Source organism: Haoranjiania flava (genome assembly GCF_025631005.1).
GTDB lineage: Bacteria > Bacteroidota > Bacteroidia > Chitinophagales > Chitinophagaceae > Haoranjiania > Haoranjiania flava.
In genome coordinates, this window is sequence record NZ_JAOTPL010000005.1 from 59,118 (window position 1) to 81,116 (window position 21,999).

Genomic DNA, 21,999 nt, shown 5'->3' on the forward strand with positions numbered 1-21,999 from the left:
CTATTCACAATTAACCATTCACATTATAACAATGAACTCAGAAATTCTTGGTATCATCGCAATGTTTGCCATTACACTTTTACTAGGCCTTCCGCTCGGAAAGTACATGGCCAAGGTATATGCAGGTGAACGTACATTTTTAGACCCTCTGTTCAATCCGGTAGAAAAAATTTTTTTCAGGATCGGCGGCATTGATACAGGCAAAGAACAAAACTGGAAACAGCAAATGGTGGCATTGCTTACCATTAACCTGGTCTGGTTTTTATTAGGCATGTTCGTGTTTATGAACCAAAGCTGGTTGCCGCTTAATCCGGACGGCAATCCCAATCAATCTCCGGACCAGGCTTTCAATACCACCATTTCGTTTTTGGTGAACTGTAACCTGCAGCACTATTCAGGCGAAACAGGCGTGAGCTATTTGGGTCAGTTATATCTGATGTTCCTGCAATTTGTAACGGCTGCAACCGGTATGGCCGCCGCAGTCACCGTGTTTCATGCTTTACGCAAAGGCGCCCGCAATACATTGGGCAACTTCTATAACTTCTTTACTAAATCGGTTACAAGAGTTTTATTTCCTATCAGCATTGTCATTGCAGTTATTCTGTTATTAAACGGTACACCCATGACTTTTGAAGGAAAACAGCAAATGATAACAATGATGGGCGATACCACGCACGTCTCAACCGGCCCGGTATCAGCATTTGTGCCCATCAAGCATCTGGGAACCAACGGCGGAGGCTTCTTTGGAGCAAATACAGCGCATCCGTTGGAAAATGTAAACTACATCACCAATATGACCTTGATGGTTGCGCAAATGCTTATTCCTTTCGCCATGATTTTTGCTTTGGGTTTTTTCCTGAAAAGAAGAAGGCTAAGCTGGATGATCTTTGGTGTAATGACGGTTGGCTTTCTCATGCTTGCTATTCCAAATATTGTAATGGAAAGCCACGGCAATCCTGCCATTGCAGCTATGGGCGTAAATAATTCACTCGGGAATATGGAAGGCAAGGAAATACGTTTTGGCGCGCCCGCATCTGCATACTGGAGCATTGCCACTACAGTAATTTCCACCGGCTCTATCAACAGCATGCACGATAGTTATATGCCACTTAGTGGTATGAATATGATGCTTGCCATGATGATTAACTCATTCTACGGCGGTGTGGGTGTAGGCATACTTAACTTTTTTGTATTTATTATTCTGGCAGTTTTCATCAGCGGTTTAATGGTAGGAAGAACGCCCGAATTTATGGGAAGAAAAATTGGAGCAAAAGAAATGAAAATCGCGATGATTATAGCTCTATTGCATCCGCTGCTTATCCTTGCAGGTACAGCGCTTGCGGCTGCTTTACCATCGCAAACCGCCGCGACGCTTGCCAACCCCGGTTTTCACGGCTTCAGCGAAATGCTGTATGAATATACTTCCAGCGCCGCCAACAACGGCAGCGGTTTTGAGGGCCTTGGCGACAATACGCTTTGGTGGAACATCAGCACCGGCTTTGTACTCATCCTTTCCCGCTTTTTGCCCATCATCGGTCCCGTTGCTATCGCAGGTATCATTGCTAATAAAAAATACATTCCCGAAAGTGCAGGCACCCTCAAAACCGACACCGCCACCTTTGGCTTTATGGTTTTTGCAGTGATAATGATTGTGGCAGCGCTTGCGTTTTTCCCTGCATTGACGCTGGGACCGATCGCCGAATATTTTTCGTGAGCGGTGAGGATGGGTGAATGGTGAAATGGTTAATGGTGAGAAGTGAAATGTAAGAGGTGAGAAGTGAAATGTAAGAGGTGAGAGGTGAAATGTAAGAGGTGAGCGGTGAAGATGTAAAATATTATTATCATCTGCATTTACATCTTACTCACTAAGCTCTTTTTTAACCCATACATCAATTTTCCAATTTGGTCTAACTGGTTGGTTAATGATTCAAAATCGGATTCGTTTAAATAATTTAATTCAAAAGCAATGATAAATATAGTATCTACTTCAGAAAGCGACGCTATTGCAATGTCTAAAAACCGCACGAATTCCTTTTTTGTGCTTCGTGCAGCGCCTTCCGCAATATTTAATGGAATAGATAAAGTAGCTCTTCTTAATTGGAAAGTTATCCCCAACAATTCTTCCTTAGGGAAAGATTTAGTTATCCCATATACCTGTTTTACAAGAACAATACTTTCCGACCAGGCCTTTAATCTTTTGTGCGGCTTCATTGGTAAGCGTTTCCACAAAACTACTTCATACTTTTTTACTTTTTACTTTTTACTTCTCACATCTTATTTATTATTAAAATGTCAAAACATCCAAGAACCCATAAAATATTCGAGCCTGTATTTGTAAAAGAAGGCATTGCCCAGGCATTCCTAAAACTCAGTCCCGCCAAAATGTTCCGCAACCCGGTAATGTTTACTGTGTGGGTAGGTACAATTGTAATGATTGCCGTGTGTATTTGGATTGCAATATCCGGCAGCGCTGCGGCACAGGGCAGCCTTGCCTACAATGTTACTATTACGGTGTTGTTGTTTATCACGTTGTTGTTCGCAAATTTTGCGGAGGCCATTGCTGAAGCAAGGGGAAGGGCGCAAGCCAACAGCCTGCGTAAAACAAGAGAAGAAACACCTGCTAAAGCGGTAAATAGTGAATTGTTAATGGTGAATAGTGGCAAATCCATTGACAATTTACCATTCACCATTTACCCATCTTCACTGCTTAAAAAAGGCGACATCTTTGTTTGCGAAGCAGGCGATATCATTCCTACCGATGGAGAAATTATTGTAGGCCTCGCCACTATTGACGAAAGCGCTATTACCGGCGAGAGTGCACCTGTGATCCGCGAAGCAGGCGGCGATAAAAGTTCTGTAACCGGCGGCACAAAAGTGCTTTCCGACAAAATAATAGTACAGGTCACCACCGAGCCCGGCGAAAGTTTTTTAGATAAAATGATTGCATTGGTGGAAGGCGCCAGCCGCCAGAAAACACCTAATGAAATTGCGCTGACCATATTATTGGCAGGCTTTACGCTGGTATTCATTATTGTTACTATCACCCTCAAACCCTTTGCTGACTTCGCTTCTGCTCCCATTACCATTGCTGCACTGATTTCATTATTCGTGTGCCTGATACCTACAACCATCGGCGGTTTGCTTAGTGCTATTGGTATTGCAGGTATGGACAGGGCTTTGCGTGCTAATGTAATTACCAAAAGCGGTAAGGCTGTGGAAACTGCCGGCGACATTGATGTGCTGCTTTTAGATAAGACCGGGACCATAACTATTGGAAATAGAAAAGCAACACACTTTTGGCCGGCAAAAAATGTTGATGAACAAGAGTTCATTAAAGCTGCCGTATTCAGTTCTATGGCTGATGAAACGCCTGAAGGCAAATCTATTGTAGAGTTGGGTGAAATGTCAGATGTGGAAGGTGAAATGAAAAACAACCTCTCACTTCTTACCTCTCACATTTCACAAAGTATCCCGTTCACCGCCGAAACCCGCAGCAGCGGTGTAAATCTTAAAAACGGAATGCGCATACGCAAAGGTGCAACTGATGCAATAAAAAAGATCGTGGAAAGTGCAGGCAATATTTTGCCGGAAGATATGACCGTTAAAGTAAAAGAAATTTCCGGCAATGGCGGGACGCCGTTGGTTGTATCACAGGATGAGCAGGTTTTGGGAGTGGTAGAGCTGCAGGATATTATTAAACCGGGTATCCGCGAGCGGTTTCAGCGCCTGCGCAAAATGGGCATCAAAACAGTAATGGTTACAGGAGATAACCCGCTTACAGCGAAATATATTGCAGATAAAGCCGGCGTGGATGATTTTATTGCCGAAGCAAAGCCTGAAGATAAAATGAACTACATACGCAAAGAGCAGGCTGAAGGACGGCTGGTAGCAATGATGGGCGACGGTACAAATGATGCCCCTGCATTAGCCCAGGCAGATGTAGGAGTAGCAATGAACAGCGGTACACAGGCGGCCAAAGAGGCCGGCAACATGGTGGACCTGGACAATGATCCTACAAAATTGATTGAGGTGGTTGAGATAGGTAAGCAATTATTAATGACCCGCGGCACGCTTACCACTTTTAGCATAGCAAACGATGTGGCAAAATATTTTGCTATCATCCCGGCTTTATTCATTGCGGCTATCCCGGCATTGCAGGGGCTGAATATTATGAAGCTGCACAGCCCGGAAAGCGCTATACTGTCAGCGGTAATATTCAATGCGATTATTATCCCATTACTTATTCCGTTAGCAGTGAAAGGGGTAGCCTACAAACCGATCGGCGCAAGCGCGCTGCTGACAAGGAATTTGCTGATTTATGGTGTAGGCGGTGTAATAGTTCCGTTTGCAGGTATCAAGCTGATTGATATGGTGGTGTCATTAATATTTTAACTCTCAACTTTCAGTATAATGTCCTTTGCGGCTAATAATTTCAATGTTCTTACCAAGGTTAATTCTATACACCAGACGGTGTTCCTGGCCAATCCTGCGGCTCTAAAATCCTGCGAGCGGTTCAGGTTTCCCTATGCCTTCAAAAGGATTGCGCTTGATATCTATAAGAAGCTCATAAATTTTTTTGTAAATGGCTTTGTTGATAATGGACCAATCAAAAAACTGGTCAAAAGCATCCTGGTGAAAAATAAATTTCCGCTTCATTATTTCAATTTGGATAAAACCATATTGTCAAGTTCTTCCTCGTCTATTGTGACTGTATTTTTTCCGGCATCCATATCTGCTGCAGCTTTGGATATGCGTTCAGAGTATTTTTCCCGGGACTCTTTTTCCAACAAACCAAACTCTTCCGAAGCAGCAATGGAAATTTGCAACTGTCTTGAATTCTTGAACAACTTTTTTATCAATGCAATAAAATCAGCATTGAGTTCTTCGGGCTTTAAAAAAAACAAATGTTGTTTCCATACACTAATTTATTTATACAAATTAATCCATAAAAAATGAAAAAAAACTTAATTCCCGCAATTCGCCTCACATTGGTAATGCTTATTCTGTGTGTGGGCATCTATTCAGGCATCGTTTGGCTCATAGCGCAGGTAACGCCCAACTATGGCAAAGGCAAAATGGTTCAGGATAAAAACGGTAAAACCTATTATGCCAACATCGGGCAAAAGTTTGATAGCGATATGTACTTCAACAGCCGGCCATCTGCAGTCGATTACAATGCATCAGGCAGCGGTGGAAGTAACAAAGGGCCTAACAATCCTGAGCTTCTGAAAGATGTTCAGGAGCGTGTTGATTTATTCAAAGCTAAAAATCCCGGCGAAGAAGTTCCGGTTGAAATGGTTACGGCAAGCGGCAGTGGCCTGGACCCTGATATTTCTGTTGCAGCTGCCAATGCGCAAATTAACCGTATTGCCAGGGCAAGGCATATAATGCCTGGAGAGTTAAAACGGCTGGTTCAGCAGCATACAGCACAAGGGGCTTTTGGCCCTGCCAAGATCAATGTATTGAAATTAAATATTGCTTTGGATGGTGTGAAAAGGTGAAATAGTAAATAGTGAGAAGTAAAAAGTGAGAAGTAAAAAGTGAGAAGTGAAAAGTGAAAAGTTTCTCAGTCCTTACTCCTCATATCGCCTCCGCTTCTCCCAAAACTCAAAAAAATAAAAATGAGAAATATTCGTACGATTCTATTGCTGTGTATCATTACCTGCCTGCTGTTGGCAACGGCGCCTTCCTATGCGCAAACAGATAGTTCGAAAAAAGACTTCAACATCACAGCTTATGCTGAAGTTTTCTATGCTTATGATTTTGCAAAACCGCAAGATCATATCAGGCAGCCTTTTCTTTACGCGTATAACCGCCACAATACTTTCAGCCTGCATCTGGGAATGATTAAAGCCAATTATGACAATGATAAAGTAAGAGGAAACCTGGCGCTTATGGCCGGGACTTACAGCAACGACAATATGGCTGCTGAAGCCGGTGTGCTGAAAAATATCTACGAGGCCAATGTTGGTGTAAAGATCTCTAAAAAGGAAAATGTCTGGATCGATGCAGGTGTTCTTCCTTCCCATATTGGTTGGGAAAGCGCTGTAGGGAAAGACTGCCCCACGCTTACCAGAAGCATTGCGGCCGAGAACTCGCCTTACTTTGAGACCGGCGCGCGGCTTTCCTATACCTCACACAATAATAAATGGTACATCGCTGGTTTGTTGCTGAACGGATGGCAAAGAATAGAAAGAGTCAATGGAAACCATACGCCCGCGTTCGGCCAACAGCTTACGTATAAACCAAATGACCAGGTTACCATTAACAGCAGCTCTTTTATTGGCAATGATAAACCCGACAGCATCCGGCAAATGCGCTATTTCCATGATCTTTACGGGCAATTCAGCATAAATGAAAGCATTTCATTGACATTGGGTTTTGATATAGGTGCAGAACAGCAATCCAAAGGCAGTAGCCGTTACAACATCTGGTATACACCCAATGTTATTGCCAGCATAAGGCCCGATGAAAAATGGAACATTGGTCTGCGCGCTGAATATTTTAATGATAAAAATGGTGTTATCATTCCGGGAAGTAACGGGGCAGAAGGGTTCCGGACTTTTGGTTACTCTATGAATGTAGACAGGCTTATCACAGATAATTGCATATGGCGCATGGAAGCGCGGGGCTTCAACAGCAAGGATAGAATATTTATGAAAGACGGCCGCGCAACAAACAGCAATTTCTTTGTTACTTCCTCATTGGCAATATCCTTTTAATACCAGGGTTTTTTGATTGTTTTTAAATGTGTGAAGAAAAGTTTGCTTTAGCTTTGGATGACAATATTTTACAATGCCAAACTTTATATCCAATACCAGGTTCGGGCTGATCTCGAGATACATCAGGAGGCAGGTACTGTTGTTCAGAGAAGAAGCTGATGAAATAACGCACCACGAAATTGTAGAGAACGCACAGTACCGGGGCTACAACCTGTGGATACTGGCGTTTTCAATGGTATTGGCCAGTATCGGGCTCATCACCAACTCTGTTGCTGCCATCATAGGGGCCATGATCATATCTCCGTTAATGGGCCCCATCTTTGCTTTTGCCTATGCGCTGGCAATAAGGGATGTCAGCTTAAAAAGAAAAAGCATTTTTAACTGGATAGTAATGGTATTTGTAAGCCTGCTATCATCTTCAATTTTTTTTCTTATTAACCCTTTTGGCAAAAGCACGCCGCTGCTCAACGCATTTACACAGGCTTCTTTCTTCGATATCATGCTTGCTTTTTTTGGAGGAATGGCCGGCTTCATCGGTTTAATAAAAAAAGAAGGCACAAAGATCATTGCCGGTGTGGCTGTAGCTACTGCATGTATGCCGCCATTGTGTACAGCAGCTTATGGCATTGCCCATGCAGACCTGTCATATTTTGCCGGCGGTATGTACTTCTTCCTGATCAACTGTGTCTTTATAGGCTGGGGCACTTACTTTCTGGCAAGACTTATTTACCATGGTAAAAGAGTAAAGAACGAAAAGCTGCTGGCCAACTATAAAGTATGGTTGTGGAATATCTTTACCGTTCTTATGTTGGCGCCCGCTCTTTGGATTTCTTATAATAAATGGCATGCGCAATACGATACATCATTAGAAACAATGGGCGAAATTAATAATGAAAGAATAATTAAACTGGAAAATAAAATAAATCAAATGGACGCTGTCATTCATCGTTTACAAAAACAAAGCAATGGAAAACGGTAACACTCCTGAACACTTTTTAAACCTCATCAAAAAATCAAAACGGGGAAGGTTCAAGATCTACATCGGCATGAGCGCCGGTGTGGGTAAGACCTTTCGTATGCTGCAGGAGGCGCACACGCTATTGCGCAATGGTATTAATGTAAAGATAGGCTTCATTGAAACCCATAACCGCGCCGAAACCCATGCCCTGCTTGCGGGCCTGCCAGAAATTCCACGCAGAAAACTATTTTATAAAGGCAAAGAACTGGAGGAAATGGATACGGACGCCATTATCCACGACCGGCCGGAAGTAGTGTTGGTAGATGAACTGGCGCATACCAATATTGAAGGCAGCAGGAATAGCAAAAGATGGCAGGATGTAATGGACATCCTGGATGCAGGCATAAATGTAATCTCGGCGGTAAACATTCAGCATATTGAAAGCCTGAATGAAGATGTAAAAGAAATTACCGGCGTAAAGGTTGCCGAAAGGATCCCCGATAGTGTATTAAAAGATGCAGATGAAGTGGTGAATATTGATCTCCCGGCAGATGAATTAATAACCCGGTTAAAAGAAGGCAAGATATACCATGCAGATAAAATTCACACAGCGCTGAATAATTTTTTTAAAAATGAAAATATTCTCCAGCTCAGAGAACTTGCATTAAAGGAAGTGGCATCGGCAGTTGAGCGCAAAGTAGAAACGGAAATCCCCAAACAAGCCATGAAGCAGGAGCGCTTCCTGGCCTGCATCAGCAGTAACGAAAAGACTGCAAAGACCGTGATCCGTAAAACAGCGCGACTGGCAAATTATTACCACAGCAAATGGTTTGTACTGTATGTGGAAACGCCCGCAGAAAGCGCTGATAAAATTGCACTGGATAAGCAAAGGCACCTGATCAATCATTTTCAACTCGCTACAGAACTCGGCGCTGATATCATAAAGGTGAAATCTGAAAAAATTTCCACCGCTATTGTGGAACAGGCAGAACAGAGAAAGATCACTACCCTATGTATCGGAAAACCGCATCTTACTATGTGGCAGGTATTGGCTGCTTCCGGTGTTTTTAATAACCTGCTCAAAAAGCTAAGCGACAGTGATGTGGATATAGTGATTTTCTCATAATTAGTATGTTTCAACTAAATAATAAATGAAATGAAAATTAAGCAAAAGCTGTTTGTTGGCATCGGCGCGTTATTCATACTGGTTACATTGCTCAGTATATTATCCGGATTCTATATTACAAAGCTCTCAGGCGATATAAAAAATATTCTTGTGGCAAACTACAACTCCGTGGCCTATAGCCGCGAAATGTTGTTAGCGCTCGACGAAATACAAACCGACAGCAGCGCATATGCAAGATTTGATGCAAGCCTGAAAAAGCAACAAAAGAACGTTACCGAAATGGGTGAACGTGAAGCAACAAATAAGCTGGCCAATAAGTTTAGATCCCTGATCGCTAAAAATACCGACAGCCTGCTTTTCAAAGAAATCCGGAGCAACCTCACCGATGTGATGATGCTAAATATGGAAGCTATCCAGCGTAAAAGCGACGTTGCTCAAAAGTCGGCATCGGAAGCTATTAGCTGGGTCATGCTCGCAGGAACGCTTTCATTTTTCATAGCATTAGTTATGCTCGTCAACTTCCCGGGCGGGGTTGCCAATCCTATCAGGGAGCTTACCGCCAGCATGAAAAGCATCGCCGCCAAAAACTATTCGGAAAGGGTGCATATTGATAACAAAGATGAATTTGGTGAAATGGCAGATGCCTTTAACATAATGGCCGAAAAACTCCAGGAATACAACAACAGCAACCTGGCAAAACTGCTCACAGAAAAAAAGAGAATAGAAACACTTATTGATAATATCCAGGAGCCGGTGATAGGGCTGGATGAGCATAAGAATTTACTTTTTATTAATGAGGAGGCATTGGCTGTAACAAATACAAAAAGAGCAGACGTAATAAACAGGCCTGTTCAGGATTTAGCGGTAAATAATGACCTGATAAGAGTATTGGTTAAAGACCTGTTCCTGGCAACGAAAGACAGAGAACCGATAAAGATCTTCGCCAATGACAGGGAAAGCTATTTTCAAAAACAGATCATACCCATCAAAATTACGCCTACCGGCGAAACACAGGAAAAGCATATCGGCGATGTTATATTCCTGAAAAATATTACTTCTTACAAAGAACTGGATTTCGCCAAAACTAATTTTCTGGCAACTGTTTCTCATGAATTAAAAACGCCCATATCCTCCATTAAAATGAGCACGCAGCTTTTACAAAATGACGGGGTCGGTGAGTTGAACAAAGAGCAGAAAGAACTGGTAGAAAGTATTAAAGAAGATGCCCTGCGACTATTAAAGATCACCGGGGAGCTTTTAAATATGACGCAACTGGAAAGCGGGAAAATACAGTTGCAGATAACTGACACAGATCCGGCTGATTTAATCCGCTCTGCTGTTTCTAATAATTTTACAGTTGCTGAAGCCAAACACATCCGGGTTGCAGCAAATATTCCGCAGCAATTGCCTTTAGTCAGCGTAGACGGCGATAAGACGGTTTGGGTGCTTAATAATCTTATTTCAAATGCTGTCCGTCATTCTTACGAGTATGCCACGGTTGAGGTAGATGCAGGAATCGATGCAAAATTTGTAACCATCGCTGTAACCGATACAGGCCAGGGCATTGCGCCGCAATATGTCCATAAAATCTTCGACCGCTATTTCCGGATACCCGGCAGTAAAAAAGAAGGTACAGGCCTGGGGCTCGCTATAAGCCGCGAATTGCTTGAACAACAAGGCGGTAAAATAGAAGTGCAGAGTGAACTGGGCGCCGGTAGTGTGTTTAGGATTTATTTGCCGGTGAGCGCCTAATGCAACTATATGATTAAGAAGATGGCATAATTTAGTTGTACATGTAGTTTAATATTGGTTTGCAGTAAAAGGCACTGTGGCAATAGAATTTCTTATTTAATTTTATTAATTGAAATTTAAAAGGATACTTAATAATAGAACGGCTTCCTGTTCGACTATAAATTCATATATCCTACGTTAGATATAATTCTGAAAGATTTTGGCATTCCTGGCAATTAAACTTACAATAAGAGGTGAAAGTTTTGCATTGATTAAAAACGCTAGATATATTTTTAAGGAAAAAAATAAAATAAACGCGACATTTGACGTTGGAATTAACACTGCAATAAAAACCTATGTTGATTATGTGGTAAGCAGTACCGGTATCTATTTCTCATGATTTCCAGGTCATAATGGTTACAATAGTATCATGAAATAACCATAAGCAAAGTTGCATACCAACCGCGAATGAATAAAGGTTATTCCATGTGAATAAAGAAAAAATAAAAATTACATGAAGCAAATAATGTAGACTTTAAAAATAATTAAGAATGGCTGCAGGCTACTCCGCAAACCCGCTTTATAAAAAGCTTGGACTGAAAGAGGGTGACATTATTAAACTGATAAATGCACCTGCCAAGTATAAAGAGTTAATTGGCGATCTATATGCCAAATTGTATGTTGCCAACAAAGCAACTACTGACCTCAACTTTATTCACTTCTTCACTAACAGCTTAAAAGAACTGGAAAAGCAGTTGCCTTTACTAATGCAACAGATCAGGAAAGACGGTAGTATCTGGGTATCATGGTATAAGAAGAGCGCTGCACAAACTAGTGAATTAACTGAAAATGTCATTCGTGACACTGCGCTTGCTATGGGGCTGGTGGATGTAAAGGTCTGCGCTATTGATGAACAATGGTCGGGGCTTAAGTTGGTGTATAGGCTGAAAGATCGGTAGCAGAATAGTATTTTATTATTTACAGCCATAAGTATATTACCCGTTCAACAACGCCGATTCACCATTTAAATTACATTACCCGCAATATTATCTTCAACAACTACCACTGTACCGTTACATTTCAGTCTTATGGAATGACGTCGATTTACAGATATCGGTCGGCAACCGACAAACAATTCGCGCTACCTGACTCATATATGCGGAGATATTATCTCAGTGTACTTTTTTCTGTATTCGGCTGGAGTAAGCCCCGTAGTTTTTGAAAATAAATCCCTGAATGCCTTCGTGTCAGAATATCCAACTTCCTACAGCTTTGTGCCATCACTTATTTATCTCATCAATGATCTTCATTAACTTATTAAGCTGCGCCGGAGTTAATACACCATTGTAGTGAAACAGCACCTGGTAATCCTTATCAAGCAGCACCCATGTGGCAAAAGCGATAGGTTCAGGCCAGCTTAATGCTGTTGCAAGCCATGTATGCCTGTGGATGCACCGTTTGGCTTGAAATGGTAATCCCACCCGTGGAGTTTTATGCTTTCTTTACTTTCTGCGTCAAACTCTATGTAGTAAAAGCTATCGCTCTTTTTGTAAACTTGTTGTTTTTCCGAAGCTGGTTTTTCTGCATCCGTCAGTAGCTTCTGCGGCAAATTATACTACTGCAATTTCACCAGGAGAGAATTACAGCAATGCTAAATAATTACAACATTTATTATGGATTACAATAAACATAATAATTACAACTACTGCGGGTAAAATTATAAAATGTATGAAAGCTCGTATACACAGAAAAGCCCTGAAACGTACTGTTTACAAGGCTTTCTATCTGTGGGCCCACCTGGACTTGAACCAGGGACCACCTGATTATGAGTCAGGTGCTCTAACCAGCTGAGCTATAGGCCCGGAATTTTTCAGAGTGATTCTTAAAATTCGAGGACTGCAAAGTTAATGAAAAAATCAAATTAAATAATTTATTTTCGTCCAAAATTTATTGGATAAATGCAAAGCTTTAAAAACATTATTTTCGACCTCGGCGGCATCTTCATAGACATTCATTATCTCCGCACCAAAAAAGCATTTGAGAGCCTGGGCATAATGGATTTCGACAGTTTTTTTATGCAGCACCATTCCAACCCCCTGTTTGCCGGTTTTGAAAAAGGGCTGGTCACAGACGAAGATTTTTTTGAAGGCTTCAGAAAAGAAACAAACACCAGCCTTTCAGATGAGCAAATCACAAAAGCCTGGAATGCCATGCTCGGCGATTTCCGTAAAAGTTCCATCGACTGGCTGAAGAAAATAAGCGCAGATTACAAAGTGTTCCTGTACTCCAATACCAATCGCGTGCACCATATATTTTTTTCAAAGCTGTTTGCTGATACCATTGGCGGCACCTTGGAAAGCCTTTTTGAAAAAGCTTATTTTTCGCATGAATTGCACCATCGTAAACCTGACGCTGCGGGCTTCTTGGCCATTTTACAGCAACAGGGCCTTGCTGCCGGAGAAACGCTGTTTATAGACGATACACCCATCAATGTAGAAGCTGCATCGGCGCTGGGCATGCATACCATTCTCCTGCAAAGCCCGATGCGCGTGGAAGATATAAAGCTGTAGAATTAATCCTTCACCTCTTCAAACTCAATGTATTCGCCCTTGTCAGCAGGCTTGTGCGGAATGTTTTGATTGCTGTTGTCTGTAGCGCTGTGACCACTTTGCTGTGATTGCATCTCGCGCACTTTCCTCTTTACTTCAGCAGTCGTGCGCATTACAGGAAGCACAAAACCAACCGTGAAGCGGTAAACAAAGTATAAGAAGATGGCCAATAGTATGTATCCCATGTTTACAAATTTACTTCTCTTTGTACAATTATCGTTGATCTGCACTAAGATTAACAAAAGAGTTTCCTGTGTGGCTCAAACATTCAGCCACTTTGAATAGCTTTGCAATTATGCAGCCATCTTTTCCTAAAATACTGATTTTTGTCTTATTATCTGCTGTTTCACAAAAGGCGTTGGCACAGGAAATTGACAGTGCGGAGTTGGCAGATATCAAAGTCACAGGCTACATCAACCGGCAGGCTGTATTGCATATCCCCGGCGCGGTAAATGTGGTGGATACCGCACAAATGAATGCCCTCACCGGCAACACGCTGCTGCCCGCTCTGAATGCCTTGCCCGGCATTCGCATGGAAGAGCGTTCGCCTGCAAGCTACAGGCTTTCCCTGCGCGGCAGCCTGATGCGTTCGCCTTTTGGGGTGCGCAATGTAAAGGTGTACCTGCGCCATTTTCCCCTGACCGACGCAGGAGGCAATACCTACCTGAATATCCTTAGCAGGAATGCAGTAGAAAATATAGAAGTGCTCAAAGGCCCAGATGGCAGCCTCTTTGGCGCAAACTCCGGCGGTGTGGTGATTTTAAATCCTGATACGGATAACTTTCCGGACCAGGTAAAAGCAGAGGTGCGCACCGGTTCTTTTAATTTGTTTGAGGAAAATATACTATGGAGAAAAAACGCCGGAGGCCACACGCTGCGTGTGACACAGAGCTATGAATCTGCTGACAACTACAGGGTGAACAGTGCCGCTAAAAGATTTTTTGTTGATGTACACGACCGGTGGAGATATGCCAAAAACAGGGAGCTCGAGCTGCTGGCGCTCTATTCACGTTTGCAGTATCAAACACCGGGCGGGCTTACACAGGAGCAGATGCAAAAAGACCCGTGGCAGGCACGCCCGGCTACGAAAACTATGCCCGGCTCGGCAGAACAAAAAACAGGCACAGTGAATAAATATATGTTCGGCGGCCTCTCGCACAAAACAGATTTCTCTGAAAATCTCTCTCATCTGGTGGCGCTGTTTGCAGGCAATGCAGACTACATGAACAGGTTTATCACCAATGACGAAACCCGCGATGAGCCTACGTTTGGCTGGCGCAGCTATTTTACATACAGTGCTAAAACTTCAGTGTCGGGGAATTTTAACTGGAAATATACCCTGGGTACGGAAGGCGCACACACCAGGGTAAAGATCGCCAATTATGACAACAACAAAGGTGAAGCAGGAAATTTACAATCTGCCGCTGACATTAATACGCTGCAGCATTTTTATTTCAATAAAATTGACCTGTCATTTAACGGCAGGCTGTTTGTTGAAGCAGCCGTAAGCCTTAATTTTTATAAATATTTTTTCAAAGACACAGGCATCACCAAAAGCTTTGCGCCGCAATGGATGCCACGCGCGGCTTTCAGCTATGCGCTTGCAAGCAACTTCATCTGGCGGGGTTCGCTAAGTAAAGGCTATTCGCCGCCCACAACTGCAGAGATCCGCCCTTCGGACAATAAAATATATGATCAGCTTAATCCGGAGCATGGCTGGAACTACGAAAGCGGTTTCCGGCTAAACCTGCTGAACGGCAGGTTATTTGTTGATGCTTCTGTATTTCACTTCGGCCTGCACGATGCGATTGTGCGGCGTACAAATGAAGGTGGCGCCGAGTATTTTGTAAATGCTGGCAGTACAAAGCAGACAGGTATGGAAGCCTGGATGAATTATAAGCTCATAACGCCAGCTCAGCAATTGTTTGTAAAGAAACTGCACGTCAGCGCTGCATTCACCCGAAGCTTTTTCAGGTTTGCAGAGTATGTGTATGACGATAAAAATTATGCCGGCAACCTGATGACCGGTGTGCCCAAAACTATGCTGTCCAATACGCTGGCGGCAGATTTTCCTGCAAACCTGTCTTTATCGGTTTACTACAACTATACCTCATCACTGCCGCTGAATGATGCCAACGATGCGTTCGCAAAGCCGTATCACCTGCTGCAGGTAAAAGCAGGGAAAACTTTCCTGCTGAATAAATCATCTGTAACCCTGCATGTAGGAGCAGATAACCTGCTGAATGCAAGCTACAGCCTGGGCAACGACCTCAATGCGTTTGGGAAAAGGTATTACAATCCGGCAGCGCCCTGGAATTATTGGGTGGGCGTGGTATGGAAAGCAGGTACAAAAAAATAGCCGCAATATATGCAGCTATTTTCTTGAATATCGGAATAAACCATTTCTTGAATAGTTTACTTAATCAGGTGAAATTATTTAATTTCAACTTCAGCGCCTGCTTCTTTCAGTTTAGCAGCAACTTCGTCAGCTTCAGCTTTAGAAACGCCTTCTTTGATTGGTTTTGGAGCGCCATCAACTAATTCTTTAGCTTCTTTAAGGCCTAAACCGGTGATGTCTTTTACTACTTTCACAACACCCAATTTAGCAGCGCCTGCACTTGTAAGAACTACGTCAAAAGAAGTTTTTTCTTCTGCAGCAGCAGCGCCTCCGCCGGCAGCAGGTCCTGCTACAGCTACAGCAGCAGCTGCAGGCTCAATGCCGTACTCGTCTTTAAGGATTTGTGCTAATTCATTAACCTCTTTTACAGTAAGGTTTACTAACTGTTCAGCAAATTGTTTTAAGTCTGCCATGATTTTTTTACTTTTTAAACCGCCTTCATATTCACCGTGTGAATCCGGCGGGTGATGATTGATTTTTCCTCCACTTAAGCCCGGAGGATTAGGCTGTATGTTTACGCTTCCTGTGGAGCGCGTTCTTCCAAAGCTTTGATAAGGCCTGCAAGTTTGCTGCCGGCGTTCAGGCCGCTGATAACATTCTTGGCAGGAGACTGCAACAAGCCGATGATTTCACCGATAAGCTCGTCTTTGCCTTTGATGGTTTTCAGTGTCTGCAACTGATCGTCGCCTACGTATACGCTTCCGTCGAGGAAAGCTGCTTTCAGCACAGGTTTTTCGCCTTTTTCCTTACGGAAATCGCTGATGATGATGGCGGGATCTTTTGCATTGTTGGAAAACATCAGTGCGGTTACATTGTGCAAAGAATCAAATACGCCTGCATATCTTTCAGCATCCAGTGATTCCAACGCTTTTTTAATCAAAGTGTTTTTAGCCACTTTCATTTCAACTTCCTTATCGAAGCAGGCGCGGCGGAGCTGGCCGATCTGGCTCACTGTAAGCGCTTCTGTATTGGTGATGTAGAAGTTGGTATATTGAGAGAACTTTTCTTTCAAAAGTTCGATCACTTCATTTTTTTGTTCTTTAGTCATTTCTCGGAAATTTTAGTGTTGAACAGATTTGGTATCTACTGCAATGCCCGGGCTCATAGTGCTTGCAACACTAACGCTTTTTACGTAAGTACCTTTAGCGGCAGTTGGTTTTAGTTTCATCAAAGCATTGATCAGCTCCTGGCAGTTTTCAACTATTTTTTCAGGAGTGAAAGAAACACGGCCGATTGATGCGTGTACTATACCTGCTTTATCTACTTTAAAAGCAATTTTACCACCTTTTACTTCGTTTACCGCAGCTGCCACATCGTTGGTTACAGTGCCTGTTTTAGGGTTGGGCATCAGGTTTCTTGGGCCTAATACTTTACCAAGACGCCCAATCTTAGGCATTACAGAAGGAGTAGCGATGATCACGTCTACATCAGTCCATCCGCTGTCGATCTTAGCAATGTATTCATCCAGTCCTACATAGTCGGCGCCTGCAGCAGTTGCATCCGCTTCTTTATCCGGCGTGCATAAAACCAGTACAGATTTGGTTTTACCTGTACCATGCGGAAGGGTTACGGTGCCGCGTACCTGCTGGTCAGCTTTCCTGGGGTCTACGCCCAGGCGTACATGCAAGTCAACAGAACTGTCGAACTTGGTTGTGTTCACTTCTTTTACCAATGCAGAAGCTTCGGCAAGAGTATATAATTTGTTCTTTTCTATTTTCGCTTCAGCGACTTTTCTTTTTTTGGAAATTTTTGCCATCTCAAATTAGTTTTAAGGATTAATATTAATTTTCCCAGGGAGCGGCGCCTTCCACTGTTATTCCCAGGCTGCGGGCAGTACCGGCTACCAGTTTCATCGCGCTTTCCAGCGTAAAGCAGTTAAGATCGGGCATTTTGTCCTTAGCGATCTCTTCTACCTGTGCCCAGGTAACCTTGCCTACTTTGTTGCGATTGCTTTCCTTAGAACCTTTTTGAATTTTGGCTGCTTCCATCAGTTGGATAGCTGCAGGAGCAGTTTTGATAACGAAGTCGAAAGACTTGTCAGAATAAACCGTGATAACTACAGGAAGTACTTTTCCTGGTTTGTCCTGGGTTCTTGCATTGAATTGTTTGCAGAACTCCATAATGTTCACACCTTTGGAACCTAAGGCAGGCCCTACCGGTGGTGCAGGGTTGGCTTGTCCGCCCTTTACCTGCAACTTTACGAAACCTGAGATTTCTTTTGCCATTTTAATTAATTTTTTGGTGATAACGTCCCGCCCGGGGCGAGACTCCCAATACAATATTTCTTATAAAGAACTATTTGGGGCTGCAAAGGTAATCAATTCAGGGTAAATGACAAATATTTTTATATCAATATTTGCCAATGCGTACGTTGGCAGTCAGCAGTTTCCTGATTTCCGAAGCCTGCACGCTGCTCATGTCATCTTTCGGTATCAGGAAGAATGCTCTTTTATTAAAATAAAGATGGAAGAAGTGCGGTGTTTCAAAGAAGTTGGAAAAACGGTTCCATTCCCATTCCGACCTGCCGCGCGCATTTTCAATGCTGATATATTGTGGTGTAAAGCCCGCTGCAAAGCTGTCGCGGAAAGTGTTTTTAGATTTTTTGTAAATAATAAGCGGCAGGAGGTAAAAAACCACTATAAAAAAAGCCATCCAGATAAAAGAAGCCAGCAGGAATATCTGGGGATGTATTTTTTTCATAAAAAGAAATACGCCTGCCAGCACGGAAAATACAATCGTGATCACCGCCAATATTTTAATCTCCGGGCGCGAAATAAAATGATAGCGTAGCGCCTGTATCACTTTTTTCTTATCATAATTAAAAAGTATCTGCATATGCCGCTCTTATCGAAAAATAAGTTACAAATAGAGGCATTTATTTCGAAGAAATCAAAAATTTTTCGAATACTGTTTACGATCTTAAAATCCCATGCGCCAAAAGCGCGCTAATTTTGAAGGTTGTTTGTTTTTTCAGCAACTACAAAGGGCATCAAAAAATAGTTATTGATAAGGAATTTTACTACTTTTGCACATAATCTTATTCCGAAATTAGCACTTATGCAGCTATTGAATATTCTTTTATTACAGGCGGCGCAAACACAGCAGGCTTCAGGCACATCGGCGGAGTATATTCCCATTGTAGTGCATATTCTTTTTGCCCTGGCTTTTGTGGCGATACTGGTCTGGATATCGCACCTTTTGGGGCCCAAAAGGCCTACTGAAGTAAAGCTTGAAACTTTTGCCGGCGGCTTAAAAGAGCACCACGGCCACGCAAGGCAGCCGGTATCTGTAAAATACTTCCTGGTGGCTATTTTATTTGTGTTGTTCGACGTGGAAGTGATTTTCTTTTACCCCTATGCCGTGAACTTTAAAGCGCTTGGCTGGCAGGGCTTTATCACTGTATTGATATTTGTAAGCCTGTTTATAACCGGGTTGATTTATTTGTATAAGAAAGGTGCGCTGAATTGGGAAGATTAATATTGAATGAATCAAAACTAAGGAGAAAAAATTATGGCTCGTCCAGTAAGATTTAATATAAATGCAAAAGAGGCAGATATAAATGACAACATTGCACTGAGAGAAATGCCCGAAGGCCTCGCCGGTGAAGGTTATTTTGCTACCTCATTAGAAAAGGTGATAGGCATGGGAAGGCAGTTTTCCATGTGGCCCGTACCTTTTGCCACTTCCTGCTGCGGTATAGAATACATGGCCACGGTGGCCAGTAATTATGATATCGGCCGGTTTGGAGGGGAAAGGATGGCGCATGCACCACACCAGTGCGATGTGCTGATGGTAATGGGAACTATTTCCAAGAAAATGGCCCCCATTATTAAAAGAGTGTATGCGCAAATGGCAGAACCCAGGTGGGTGATGGCTATCGGCGCCTGCGCCTGTTCCGGCGGCATATTTGATACCTACTCTGTATTGCAGGGCATTGACCAGATTGTGCCGGTAGACGTATACGTTTCCGGCTGCCCGCCCCGCCCTGAAGGCATCATTGAGGGATTTATGCTCATACAGGAGCTCAACAGGAATGAAAGCCTGCGCCGCAGAAACAGTGAACATTACAAAGCATTATTAGGCACATACGGAATAGAATAATTACCAACCATGACAAACGAGTCTGTAAAAGAGAAATTAATAAGCACCTTCGGTGATAAGGTTTTCGCGTTCGATGAGCCTTACGGCATGCTAGAATTTCATATCCATGCCGAAGATAATATTGATATTTTAAGAGAATTGTATGAGAATGAAGCTTTCGCATTCCGTTTCCTGACCGATGTCACTGCGGTGCATTTCCCTCATAAAAAAGGACAGGAGTTTATGATCGTGTACCACCTGCACAACCTGGTGGACAATTTCAGGATGAGGATTAAGACTTCGCTTGATATAGAGAACTTAAATATTCAGTCAGCTACGGCGCTGTTCGAGTCTGCTAACTGGCAGGAAAGGGAAACCTATGACTTCTATGGTATCAATTTCGTGAACCATCCGAATTTAAAACGTATTTTAAACCCGGATGAAATGGATTATTTCCCCATGAGAAAAGAATACCCGCTGGAAGATCAGACCCGCCTGGATAAGGATAATGCAATGTTTGGAAGATAATTAAACACAAAATAATATATTCAACTCAAAATGGTTGAAGAACAGATACATACTAAAGACAACGAGCATATAAACCTTCCCGAAGGATTTATAGAGAAAAAAACGGTAACCATCAATTTCGGCCCTGCACACCCGGCTACGCACGGCGTGTTTCAAAATATTATGGAAATTGACGGCGAGCGCGTGGTTTCTACAGAAATGACGGTAGGCTATATTCACCGTGCTTTTGAGAAAATTGCAGAGCGCCGCCCGCTGTACCAGATCACACCGCTTACAGACAGGATGAACTATTGCTCAAGCCCCATCAACAACATGGGCTGGCATATGACCTGCGAAAAGCTTTTAAAAATACAGACGCCCAAACGCGTGGATTACATGCGCATCATTATCATGGAGCTGGCGCGTATTGCCGACCACATCATCTGCAACACCATTATTGTGCAGGATTCCGGCGCCTCTACGCCTTTCATCTACCTGATGCAGGACAGGGAGGCCATCTATGAAATTTATGAAGAGATCTGCGGATCACGCCTTACTACCAACATTGGCCGTATCGGCGGGTTCGAGCGCAATTTCAATGAGGTTGCCTGGAGAAAATTAGAAATTTTCCTGGAAAAGTTTCCGCATAAACTCAAAGAATTTGAAGCCCTTACCCAGCGCAACCGGATCTTCATGGACAGGACCATCGGCGTAGGGCCGATCTCTGCCGAACGTGCGCTGAACTATGGCTTTACAGGCCCCAACCTGCGTGCTACAGGCGTTGATTATGACGTAAGGATTCATACACCTTATTGCAGCTACGAGGATTTTGACCTGCAGGTGCCTGTAGGAAGCACAGGAGATGTTTACGACCGCTACCTGGTACGCAACCAGGAGATGTGGCAGTCTTACAGCCTCATCAAACAGGCGTATGAAAAGTGTATGGAATTTAAAGGAAAAGATGCAGAAGTGTATCATGCGGATGTGCCGGAGTATTATCTTCCCAAGAAAGAAGATGTATACACCAAGATGGAAGCATTGATCTGGCATTTTAAAATTATCATGGGCGAAACGGCTCTGCCGGCGGGTGAAGTTTACCACTCTGTGGAAGGTGGTAATGGCGAGCTGGGCTTCTACCTGATCAGCGATGGCGGCAGAACACCATACCGCCTGCATTTCAGGCGTCCGTGTTTTATTTATTACCAGGCATTTGAAGAGCTGATCAAAGGAGGGTTGCTGAGCGATGCGGTTATCAACATGAGTAGCCTGAACCTGATTGCAGGAGAAATGGATGCCTAAAGATTGGTAAGAAATACCAGGCAGAATTTAAAAGTTAAAGAACGAAATAGAGTATAATGATTCAGTTTTCGGAAGGTACGCTAAAAAAAGTGCAGGAGATTATAGCCCGCTATCCCGAAGGGAAGCAGAAAAGCGCTCTGATACCTGTTTTGCACCTGGCACAACAGGAGTCAGGAGGCTGGCTGGATGTGCCTGTGATGGATTATGTAGCAGGGTTGCTGCAGTTAGAGCCGATTGAAGTGTATGAGGTGGTTACGTTTTACAGCATGTTCCACACGAAGCCGGTAGGCAAATATGTGCTTGAAGTATGCCAGACCGGCCCCTGCATGCTCAACGGCAGCGACAACATCATTGCTTATATTGAAGAGAAGCTGAACATCGGGCCGGGTGAGACCACTCCCGACGGGATGTTTACCCTGAAAACTGTGGAATGCCTGGGTGCCTGCGGCTATGCGCCCATGCTGCAACTGGGAAAATTCTACAAAGAGCATTTAACCAGGGAAAAAGTAGATGCATTGATTGAGGAATGCAGATCCGGCGCTACGCTGGCAAAATAAAGAAATTTACAA

24 protein-coding genes, 1 tRNA gene and 1 pseudogene are annotated in these 21,999 nt (G+C 43.2%); 15 read left to right on the top strand and 11 right to left on the bottom strand.

The genetic code is table 11. From position 1 onward, the window contains the following. The first annotated feature begins 31 nt into the window (after window positions 1–31). The gene (gene kdpA, locus OD355_RS05090) at window positions 32–1,714 is read left to right on the top strand and encodes a potassium-transporting ATPase subunit KdpA (RefSeq protein WP_263037379.1); all 1,683 of its coding nucleotides are present in this window, start codon (window positions 32–34) and stop codon (window positions 1,712–1,714) included. Window positions 1,715–1,851: 137 nt separating this feature from the next. Here kdpA and OD355_RS05095 read toward each other — a convergent pair whose 3' ends face one another. Further along, the gene (locus OD355_RS05095; RefSeq protein ID WP_263037380.1) at window positions 1,852–2,211 is read right to left on the bottom strand and encodes a four helix bundle protein; all 360 of its coding nucleotides are present in this window, start codon (window positions 2,209–2,211) and stop codon (window positions 1,852–1,854) included. 78 nt (window positions 2,212–2,289) lie between these two features. Here OD355_RS05095 and kdpB point away from each other — a divergent pair, with 78 nt between their 5' ends. Further along, a complete protein-coding gene (gene kdpB, locus OD355_RS05100) occupies window positions 2,290–4,392 on the top strand; it encodes a potassium-transporting ATPase subunit KdpB (RefSeq protein WP_263037381.1) in 2,103 nt (700 codons plus the stop codon). Window positions 4,393–4,395: 3 nt separating this feature from the next. Here the strand turns inward: kdpB and OD355_RS05105 are convergent. Both OD355_RS05105 and OD355_RS05110 read right to left on the bottom strand, forming a co-directional pair. Then, window positions 4,396–4,656: pseudogene (locus OD355_RS05105) on the bottom strand (Txe/YoeB family addiction module toxin). Beyond that, window positions 4,656–4,904 (bottom strand): hypothetical protein, encoded by a 249-nt coding sequence (locus OD355_RS05110; RefSeq protein ID WP_263037382.1) that lies wholly within the window; start codon window positions 4,902–4,904, stop codon window positions 4,656–4,658. The pseudogene OD355_RS05105 and the gene OD355_RS05110 overlap by 1 nt, the downstream one beginning before the upstream one ends. Window positions 4,905–4,952: 48 nt before the next feature. On the opposite strand from OD355_RS05110, the gene kdpC reads away from it, so the two are divergent. The 6 genes from kdpC to OD355_RS05140 all read left to right on the top strand — a co-directional run bounded on the left by kdpC (window position 4,953) and on the right by OD355_RS05140 (window position 11,496). Next, the gene (kdpC, locus tag OD355_RS05115) at window positions 4,953–5,501 is read left to right on the top strand and encodes a K(+)-transporting ATPase subunit C (protein WP_263037383.1); all 549 of its coding nucleotides are present in this window, start codon (window positions 4,953–4,955) and stop codon (window positions 5,499–5,501) included. 120 nt (window positions 5,502–5,621) lie between these two features. Then, window positions 5,622–6,722: a porin gene (locus OD355_RS05120; RefSeq protein ID WP_263037384.1), complete on the top strand. Its 1,101-nt coding sequence runs from the start codon at window positions 5,622–5,624 to the stop codon at window positions 6,720–6,722. Between the two features lie 73 nt (window positions 6,723–6,795). Further along, a complete protein-coding gene (locus OD355_RS05125) occupies window positions 6,796–7,701 on the top strand; it encodes a DUF389 domain-containing protein (RefSeq protein WP_263037385.1) in 906 nt (301 codons plus the stop codon). After that, a complete protein-coding gene (locus tag OD355_RS05130; RefSeq protein WP_263037386.1) occupies window positions 7,688–8,806 on the top strand; it encodes a sensor protein KdpD in 1,119 nt (372 codons plus the stop codon). The genes OD355_RS05125 and OD355_RS05130 overlap by 14 nt, the downstream gene beginning before the upstream one ends. A gap of 30 nt (window positions 8,807–8,836) precedes the next feature. Further along, window positions 8,837–10,558, top strand: a complete 1,722-nt coding sequence (locus OD355_RS05135) for a HAMP domain-containing sensor histidine kinase (protein ID WP_263037387.1) — start codon at window positions 8,837–8,839, stop codon at window positions 10,556–10,558. A gap of 530 nt (window positions 10,559–11,088) precedes the next feature. Next, on the top strand, window positions 11,089–11,496 hold the full coding sequence (locus tag OD355_RS05140) for a hypothetical protein (RefSeq protein WP_263037388.1): 408 nt from the start codon (window positions 11,089–11,091) through the stop codon (window positions 11,494–11,496). 321 nt (window positions 11,497–11,817) lie between these two features. Here the strand turns inward: OD355_RS05140 and OD355_RS05145 are convergent, their stop codons facing one another. Then, a complete protein-coding gene (locus OD355_RS05145; protein ID WP_263037389.1) occupies window positions 11,818–12,018 on the bottom strand; it encodes a hypothetical protein in 201 nt (66 codons plus the stop codon). A gap of 307 nt (window positions 12,019–12,325) precedes the next feature. Beyond that, window positions 12,326–12,399 (bottom strand) — tRNA-Ile (locus OD355_RS05150). Between the two features lie 96 nt (window positions 12,400–12,495). Here OD355_RS05150 and OD355_RS05155 point away from each other — a divergent pair. Continuing rightward, on the top strand, window positions 12,496–13,107 hold the full coding sequence (locus tag OD355_RS05155; protein ID WP_263037390.1) for an HAD family hydrolase: 612 nt from the start codon (window positions 12,496–12,498) through the stop codon (window positions 13,105–13,107). Window positions 13,108–13,109: 2 nt separating this feature from the next. Here the strand turns inward: OD355_RS05155 and OD355_RS05160 are convergent, their stop codons facing one another. Next, window positions 13,110–13,331: a DUF4834 family protein gene (locus OD355_RS05160; RefSeq protein WP_263037391.1), complete on the bottom strand. Its 222-nt coding sequence runs from the start codon at window positions 13,329–13,331 to the stop codon at window positions 13,110–13,112. A 110-nt stretch (window positions 13,332–13,441) separates the two neighbouring features. Here OD355_RS05160 and OD355_RS05165 point away from each other — a divergent pair, with 110 nt between their 5' ends. Continuing rightward, window positions 13,442–15,505, top strand: coding sequence for a TonB-dependent receptor (locus tag OD355_RS05165; protein ID WP_263037392.1), 2,064 nt, complete (start codon window positions 13,442–13,444; stop codon window positions 15,503–15,505). Between the two features lie 74 nt (window positions 15,506–15,579). On the opposite strand, the gene rplL is transcribed toward OD355_RS05165, so the two are convergent. The 5 genes from rplL to OD355_RS05190 form a co-directional block, all read right to left on the bottom strand. Next, window positions 15,580–15,957: a 50S ribosomal protein L7/L12 gene (rplL, locus tag OD355_RS05170; RefSeq protein WP_263037393.1), complete on the bottom strand. Its 378-nt coding sequence runs from the start codon at window positions 15,955–15,957 to the stop codon at window positions 15,580–15,582. 101 nt (window positions 15,958–16,058) lie between these two features. Next, window positions 16,059–16,592, bottom strand: coding sequence for a 50S ribosomal protein L10 (gene rplJ / locus OD355_RS05175; protein WP_263037394.1), 534 nt, complete (start codon window positions 16,590–16,592; stop codon window positions 16,059–16,061). Window positions 16,593–16,604: 12 nt separating this feature from the next. Then, window positions 16,605–17,300, bottom strand: coding sequence for a 50S ribosomal protein L1 (gene rplA, locus OD355_RS05180; protein ID WP_263037395.1), 696 nt, complete (start codon window positions 17,298–17,300; stop codon window positions 16,605–16,607). 25 nt (window positions 17,301–17,325) lie between these two features. Next, entirely contained in the window at window positions 17,326–17,769 is a 444-nt protein-coding gene (gene rplK, locus OD355_RS05185) for a 50S ribosomal protein L11 (RefSeq protein WP_263037396.1), read from the bottom strand. Between the two features lie 124 nt (window positions 17,770–17,893). Next, on the bottom strand, window positions 17,894–18,379 hold the full coding sequence (locus OD355_RS05190) for a YcxB family protein (RefSeq protein WP_263037397.1): 486 nt from the start codon (window positions 18,377–18,379) through the stop codon (window positions 17,894–17,896). 222 nt (window positions 18,380–18,601) lie between these two features. On the opposite strand from OD355_RS05190, the gene OD355_RS05195 reads away from it, so the two are divergent. The 5 genes from OD355_RS05195 to OD355_RS05215 are packed head-to-tail and all read left to right on the top strand — an operon-like array spanning window position 18,602 to window position 21,987. Next, the gene (locus tag OD355_RS05195) at window positions 18,602–19,021 is read left to right on the top strand and encodes an NADH-quinone oxidoreductase subunit A (RefSeq protein ID WP_263037398.1); all 420 of its coding nucleotides are present in this window, start codon (window positions 18,602–18,604) and stop codon (window positions 19,019–19,021) included. Between the two features lie 33 nt (window positions 19,022–19,054). Further along, complete coding sequence (locus OD355_RS05200) at window positions 19,055–19,645, top strand: NADH-quinone oxidoreductase subunit B (protein ID WP_263037399.1); 591 nt, start codon at window positions 19,055–19,057, stop codon at window positions 19,643–19,645. A gap of 9 nt (window positions 19,646–19,654) precedes the next feature. After that, a complete protein-coding gene (locus OD355_RS05205) occupies window positions 19,655–20,152 on the top strand; it encodes an NADH-quinone oxidoreductase subunit C (protein WP_263037400.1) in 498 nt (165 codons plus the stop codon). Between the two features lie 30 nt (window positions 20,153–20,182). Further along, window positions 20,183–21,430 (top strand): NADH-quinone oxidoreductase subunit D, encoded by a 1,248-nt coding sequence (locus tag OD355_RS05210; protein ID WP_263037401.1) that lies wholly within the window; start codon window positions 20,183–20,185, stop codon window positions 21,428–21,430. A 56-nt stretch (window positions 21,431–21,486) separates the two neighbouring features. After that, window positions 21,487–21,987: an NADH-quinone oxidoreductase subunit NuoE family protein gene (locus OD355_RS05215; protein ID WP_263037402.1), complete on the top strand. Its 501-nt coding sequence runs from the start codon at window positions 21,487–21,489 to the stop codon at window positions 21,985–21,987. The last annotated feature ends 12 nt before the right edge of the window (window positions 21,988–21,999 follow it).